We start from the raw sequence: 7,137 nt of genomic DNA on the forward strand, positions 1-7,137 counted from the left end.
GTGCTATAGATTAGAGCAAGGCAGGAATTGACATCCTCTCATCGCTAACCCTGATCGGTGTAGCCGGAGATTCCTAAATTTTAAAAAGGATTATAAAATAAGCTAAAATACAATCCGTTTTCTTGTAATGTTCTATCATTCGAGTTAACAGATACTAAAGGAATGCCCCAGTCAAGACGAACGGTAAAGCGATCGCCTTGTGACCAACGCAACCCCAGACCAACAGCAGCTAGAGTATTAGGGTCGGGATTCTCTCCACCAGAACTGTTCCAGCCAACACCAAAATCCAAAAACGGGACAACCTGTAATATGCTATCTATCTGGGGTAAGCGCAGAATCGGTACTTGAACTTCCGCAGAAACAAAAGTGCCATTATCTGTAAGCAAATAATCTTGACGGTAACCCCTAACGCTATCCTGTCCACCTAAGCCAATTTGCTCTATAGGTAATAGTGTTGTGGATGCTAGTTGCGTATTTAAACGAAGTAAAAGTAAAGTTTCAGGAGCTAAAAGGCGTACCCACTGCGCTTGCCCTTGCCAAGCAAAAAAACGGCTATCGGGAAGATTTTGATTAACCGTGGCATTCAACACATCTATACCCAAACTAAATTGAGAGCGTAGGGCGAAGACTTCACGGCTGTTACGACTCGTCCATTCTTGAAAAAATCGCAAGGCAGATACCCTAGTGCGTCCCTGTTCATCAGATCCAGGTGAAAGGTCAGAGGGGGGAACCCCAAATTCTCTCTGTAGTCTCCACGAGACATCACTTTCGCGTCGAGAAGCTGTTAACCCAAGAGCGAATTCTTGTGTGGGGGTTTGGACTATGGGCTGACGGAATGTTAATTCGTAGTAGCGAGATGCCGATTCGATATCTAAAAAAGCGAAACCAGGTTCAATGATATTACTCGACGTAGTGCCATAGTTGAAGGAAAGCGTTCCGTTGCGGGGATTAAGAGGCAATGTGTAACTAGCGTCAAAGGAGTTGCTACCATCAGTGTTGGTGTATCCTAAACTCAGGCTATCTCCCAATCCGAGTAAGTTGGCTTCATTCAATTGTAATCGGCGGCGGAAACTGCCAACACTGGGCGATCGCCCATTATCAAGAACTATTGGGCTACTAAAGGTTTTAGCCTCGCTGATATTGACTTCTAAGAGACTCGTACCAGTCCGCGATCCTGCGGTGAGTTCAGCAGAGACGTTTTGAATCAAAGGATTTTGTTGCAAAAGTTGCAATGCCTCTAGTAGACGTTGCCGATTCAGAGGTGCTGATGTAGCTATTGCTAGTCGGCTGCGGACATAATTCGGATTCAACCGCCGAGTTCCAGTTACCTGGATATCTTCTAATTTACCTTCGACCACCTGAATTTTTATAACACCGGATTGGATTGTTTGCGGCGGGATATAAGCACCAGAAGTAATGTAACCATTTTGGACGTATAAATCAGTAATTTTAGAACGTGCTTGATACACTTGGGTCAGTGAGATCGGTCGTTTGGTAAATTCAGCAGTGGCGAGGGCTAACTCTTCGGGACTGAAGACTGTGCTACCAACAACTTCAAACCGTTCAACAACAATATTTTGAGGAAAGTTGCCAGGGAGTGGTTCTTCAGGTGTGGGAGTTGGCGCAGAGGGAGGAAATAGTTCTGCTGGCGGGGGGAGTGGTTGTGGTGGTTCAGGTGAGGGAAGTGGGGGAGGTGAGGGTGGCTGGACATCCTGTGGTGGTGGGAGTTCAGGTGAGGGTGGTTGGACATCCTGTGGTGGTGGGAGTTGTTGTGACAGGAAAAAATTACTAGTTGGTAATTGTGTAGTATCAACAGCCTGAGCTTTCAGTGGACTATAAGTTATGTTGCTGAGTAATAGAAGCATACTCAGCGGTAAGCAGGACACTATAAGATTTTGAGGATATTTATCAATCATCGTACCGGACTATTTTTTGTTAGAAACTATGGAATTATACGGGGACTGTTTCAGATGTGAATCTTACTTCATCTTTTGTCACTAAAGTTGATATCTTGGGCAAATTTCAATTTAAAAGCTAAATCAACTAGTTATTGCAGACTTAAAAGCATTGATGGTGTTCGATCTGCATAAGCAAGCAGATATATTGGAATTATCTGTTGCTGCGGGAGGGGAGTAGCAGGGCTATTTCATTCCATTTCAAACAGGATTTGTCAAGATGGTTAGCGAGAAAATTGGAAGGAAGGGTGATGATGAGATGAATATTTAAGCACTTAAATATCAGTAAAATAGTTCCTTTTATCGGCACGCTGGTAACAAAATAACCAATTTTTAATTGCTAGAACCCTTGATTTTTAAAGCTCTTTAGGGAATGAAACAGCCCTGCAATTTCTCGGGGGATTTAGAGGTATCTAGAACTTTTGATACCGACAAAAGGACTTTTCAAACATCCTCTTAGGGTTACTGCATATCCCTTTGCTGAAACATTCCCATCAATTTACGTTTACGAGCGTGGGTTTGCATCAAGTTTTGGCGATAGCTTAACCAGTCAGCTTTATTTCCAGATTTCAAGTAGGCATTACGTGCCTTTTTCAACCATTCAACTGCGTAGTAGTAGTATTCGGCTTTACCTGCATCTATAATCTTTTCGGCACGGCGACGAGCATTAGCAATCACCCAATTAGGATTGTGAGGGATAGCAGCATCCATGACTCGGTGAATCAATTCTGAATTATAAGAACTGAGTTCACTAGCGATCGCAATTGCATCATCAATTAGCCCCTCATACAAAAATATATCCACCTTGGCTGATTCTATGCCCCCACGACTATCAGTACGGATAATTCTCACCAGCTCTGTTTTGACACCTTCCCAGTTTTTCCCAGCCAATTCTGCCATCTTCTGGTAGTCAAAAAAGGAGGGCTTCACTTGAAAAGCCGCCTTGATTGCTAATAAAGCAGCTTCACTATTACCCAGCGTAATAGCCAAATCACTTGTCCAAATCCCCAATTCGTACTGACAATTACCCGGTAAATTTAATCCACTCTGGGCTATATTTAGTGCTTGCTGTAATGCCCCTTGAACGCTTAGTGTTTTCGCTAGGGCAAAAGCCTCTTCTATTGAGTTCATCTGGGTTTGAGCAGCATCAATTGCTTCTTCTACCCTGCCTAAACGCCCTAGCATTGTCAGATACTGCTGGGTTTGCCCTTCCGCTTCTGCTAAATATAAGTATTCTTGGTAACGTTCCTGACGTTCGAGGATTTTTAGCCGAATTAGTGCCAAATCATCCGCATAGTCTGGCACGTCTTCTTCCCAAGCTCCCCTTTCGGTAATATTACCTTGGAGAACTTGCACCAGTGGTGGATAATCCCAACCTTGGCGTAAAGCCTCCATAATCATGCCAAAATCAGCATTCCACTCATCTTGCCAAGCTTCTAAATTTATTTGAATATCAACTTTTTCTTCTGGGGTGAGTTCAGCACTGAGAATTGCTTCACACCAGGCATTATTTAATTCCCCGATAAGTTCATCATTTTCGGCACCGTATTCTGCAACATCATCCCAATTTTCCACACAGGTAGAGGTAATCGCTTCTAAAATAGCGATCGCATTTTCACCCTCTCCCCGTTCACTAAAATCTACCGCAGTTTCCACTACACTCAGCAATTCTTCACCAATTGGGTCTTCTTCGTACCCCTCCTCAAAGTAGCGCACGGTATTTTTGAGAATCTGCCGCACTTGCCGCCGAAAGGGAGCCGGATCAATAGTGATGCGAAGCACAGGTTTTGTGTTTTTTTGCTGGGTAGCAGGATTAGTCATCCAAGCTACATGGCGATCAATCGCCTCAATTAGTGGTGGGTATTCTTTTACCAACTCTTGCAGCAGTTTTTGAGTTTGGAAATAATCCAGGTGATTAAGTAGTTGTTCGAGGGTGGGGCGCTGCTCAATGTTTTCTGGGTTACGCGCACAAACAAGCATCGTCGCTACAATGTGTTTGCACCACCCGTCAAGGTTGTAGGCACAGGTGCAGTTTACTGAGGTTAAGCCACTGCTATCGAAACTCAGGTTGACATGATAAGGTTTGGCTTCACTGCCTACAACATCTGCCTGAAGCAGATCGCCACGTTGGGTAACTGTATTGACAGCACCAGCCTCATAGTATGCCTCGCCCCGTTGGAAAGATTTGGCGTTGGCATGACGGCGGATAGTAAATTCACTAATTTGGGGAATAGACATCGAGCGATCGCCTGCGTAAATCTTCTGGATGAATCTTAAATCCAGCTTAGTGTTAGGCTAACGCGCTGTAAAGAAATTTAAAGTTATGGGCATGGGGCACTTGTACTGAGCGAACGCGAGTGCGTCTTGTAGAGAAGCCGTAAAGCCTGCGGCATAGCTACGCTTAGGGCGCAGCCTCTCCAAGAGTTGTATTGGGCATTGGAAGCTTTGAGGTTCAAAGGTGGATTAATGAGTATCAAAGGTGGATAAGGGACTTCCAAGAAATAAATTATCCAAATAAACGAACCACTCCAGACACAGAGAAGCCAGTGCGTTGGGCGGGTTCCCCGACTTGAAGCAACTGGCGCGACACAGAGGAATAAGGAAGTTTTTTGAGTATTTTTTATTTGGAAGTCCCTAAACGAGTATCAAAGGTGGATTAATGAGTATCAAAGGTGGATGAACGAGTATCAAAGGTGGATGAACGAGTATCAAAGGTGGATGAACGAGTATCAAAGGTGGATTAATGAGTATTAAAGGTGGATTAATGAGTATTAAAGGTGGATTAATGAGTATTAAAGGTGGATTAATGAGTATTAAAGGTGGATTAATGAGTATCAAAGGTGGATGAACGAGTATCAAAGGTGGATGAACGAGTATCAAAGGTGGATGAACGAGTCTTTAATGCTTTAATATCATGTCCGCTTGATTACTTATTAAACCCGAAGAACCCCACCCCTTAATCCCCTCCCCGCTTGCGGGGAGGGGAGACAAAGCGTAGCTTTGGCGGGGTGGGGTGCAATGACTGTGGGAATCATAACTAATTATGCGGACATGATATAACTTCTAACTCTCCCTGCTCCCGTTCGGCTACGCTCACGGCAAGCCTGCTCCCCTGCCCCCTGCTCCCTTTGTTGAAGTATAAAAAAAAATAAGTATCTAGATTTGACTATAATTACTGAAAACATCCATCTTTTCGCCCGAAGTGAGTGAATCATAATTTGAGTTAGCAACACCCGAACGTTAAATCAGTAAATAGTTATCAGGCGTATGGTAGGGGATTTAAATCAGTTACCAGTTACCAGTGTTCACTGATAACTGTGTGCTAAAGGCTTAAACCCAGCAACGAAACTGACAACTGATAACTGATAACTGTTAAAGGGGTTGCGCTAATTGTCGGTCAAGTTGAGAATAAATAGGCGAAGCACACGGGGAAACTAACGTGAGTCAAGGATTTGATTACGATTTAGTAATTATCGGCGCTGGTGTAGGCGGACATGGCGCAGCCTTACACGCCGTAAGTTGCGGTCTGAAAACAGCGATTATTGAAGCTGCTGATATGGGAGGAACCTGTGTTAATCGGGGCTGTATTCCTTCTAAGGCGCTGCTGGCAGCATCTGGACGTGTGCGGGAGTTACGTAATGCCCACCACCTAAAGTCATTGGGAATTCAAATTGGTAGCGTGGAATTTGATCGCCAAGCGATCGCTAATCATGCTAATAATCTTGTCTCGAAAATTCAAGGCGACTTAACCAACAGCCTCAAACGTCTAAAAGTCGATATTATCAACGGTTGGGGAAAAATCGCTGGGGCGCAAAAAGTCTCTGTTACCGGAGACGGCGGTGAAAAAACTATCACAGCCAAAGACATCATCCTTTCCCCTGGTTCAATTCCTTTTGTGCCTCCAGGGATTGAAGTAGACGGCAAAACTGTCTTTACCAGCGATCAAGGCGTTAAGTTGGAGTCGCTACCAGACTGGGTGGCAATTATTGGCAGTGGTTACATCGGCTTAGAATTTTCTGATATTTACTCAGCTTTGGGTTGTGAAATCACCTTGATTGAAGCCCTAGATCAGTTAATGCCAGGATTTGACCGAGACATTGCCAAACTTGCCGAACGGGTACTGATTACTCCCCGCGATATTGAAACGAAAGTCGGGATATACGCTAAAAAAGTCATCCCTGGTTCACCAGTGGTGATTGAATTAGCAGATTTCAAAACTAAAGAAGATGTAGATGTCATCGAAGTAGATGCTTGCTTGGTGGCTACAGGACGCATCCCGGCGACCAAAAATCTTGGTTTGGAATCTGTGGGTGTGGAAGTTGATCGGCGGAATTTTATCCCAGTTGACGATCGCATGGCAGTACTATCAGCCGGTGAAGTAGTACCGCATTTGTGGGCAATTGGCGATGCTAATGGGAAGATGATGTTGGCACATGCGGCTTCTGCTCAAGGCATCATCGCCGTAGAAAACATAGTTGGGAGGGAAAGAATAGTAGACTATCGCAGCATCCCGGCGGCGGCGTTTACCCACCCAGAAGTTAGCTATGTGGGCTTAACAGAAACCGCAGCTAAGGAGTTAGGACAAACCGAAGGGTTTGAAATCGCCGCAAGTAGGAGTTACTACAAAGGGAATTCCAAAGCGTTGGCAGAAAATGAAGCCGATGGTATTGCCAAGGTGATATATCGCAAAGACACCGGAGAAGTCTTGGGTGTTCACATTTTCGGACTGCACGCCTCAGACTTAATTCATGAAGCGTCAGCTGCGATCGCAAACCGTCAATCTGTCCAAAGTCTCGCACATCTAGTTCACGCGCACCCGACACTTTCGGAAGTGCTGGACGAAGCTTATAAACGAGCGATCGCCATCTAAAAGTTAGAAGTGAAAAGTTAGGAGTGAGGAATTAATAATCCCCAACTCCCAACTCCCAACTCCCAACTCCCAACTCCCAACTCCCAACTCCCAACTCCCAACTCCCAACTCCCAACTCCTAACTCCTAACTCCCAACTCCCAACTCCCAACTCCCAACTCCCAACTCCCAACTCCCAACTCCCAACTCCCAACTCCCAACTCCCAACTCCCAACTCCCAACTCCCAACTCCCAACTCCCAACTCCCAACTCCCAACTCCCAACTCCCAACTCCCAACTCCCAACTCCCAACTCCCAACTCCCAACTCCCAAC

Annotated in this window: 5 protein-coding genes; 1 reads left to right on the forward strand and 4 read right to left on the reverse strand. The window is 45.0% G+C overall.

Translation table 11 applies throughout. The features are described 5' to 3' along the window. Positions 1 to 80: 80 nt before the first annotated feature. From LC586_RS01290 to LC586_RS01300, 3 genes are all read right to left on the reverse strand, one after another. Positions 81 to 1,916 carry a ShlB/FhaC/HecB family hemolysin secretion/activation protein gene (locus LC586_RS01290; protein ID WP_229482585.1) on the reverse strand — a complete coding sequence of 612 codons (1,836 nt, stop codon included), beginning with the start codon at positions 1,914 to 1,916 and terminating at the stop codon, positions 81 to 83. Between the two features lie 501 nt (positions 1,917 to 2,417). Continuing rightward, complete coding sequence (locus LC586_RS01295; RefSeq protein WP_229482586.1) at positions 2,418 to 4,193, reverse strand: SWIM zinc finger family protein; 1,776 nt, start codon at positions 4,191 to 4,193, stop codon at positions 2,418 to 2,420. A gap of 396 nt (positions 4,194 to 4,589) precedes the next feature. Further along, positions 4,590 to 4,835, reverse strand: coding sequence for a hypothetical protein (locus tag LC586_RS01300; protein WP_229482587.1), 246 nt, complete (start codon positions 4,833 to 4,835; stop codon positions 4,590 to 4,592). Positions 4,836 to 5,394: 559 nt separating this feature from the next. Between LC586_RS01300 and lpdA the strand changes: the two genes are divergently transcribed. Then, entirely contained in the window at positions 5,395 to 6,825 is a 1,431-nt protein-coding gene (gene lpdA / locus LC586_RS01305) for a dihydrolipoyl dehydrogenase (RefSeq protein WP_229482588.1), read from the forward strand. Between the two features lie 3 nt (positions 6,826 to 6,828). Here lpdA and LC586_RS43380 read toward each other — a convergent pair. Next, positions 6,829 to 7,137: hypothetical protein (locus LC586_RS43380; RefSeq protein WP_229482589.1), on the reverse strand; the 309-nt coding region annotated here is incomplete at its 5' end.

Source organism: Nostoc favosum CHAB5714, from assembly GCF_020829495.1.
Classification (GTDB): Bacteria; Cyanobacteriota; Cyanobacteriia; order Cyanobacteriales; family Nostocaceae; genus Nostoc; species Nostoc favosum.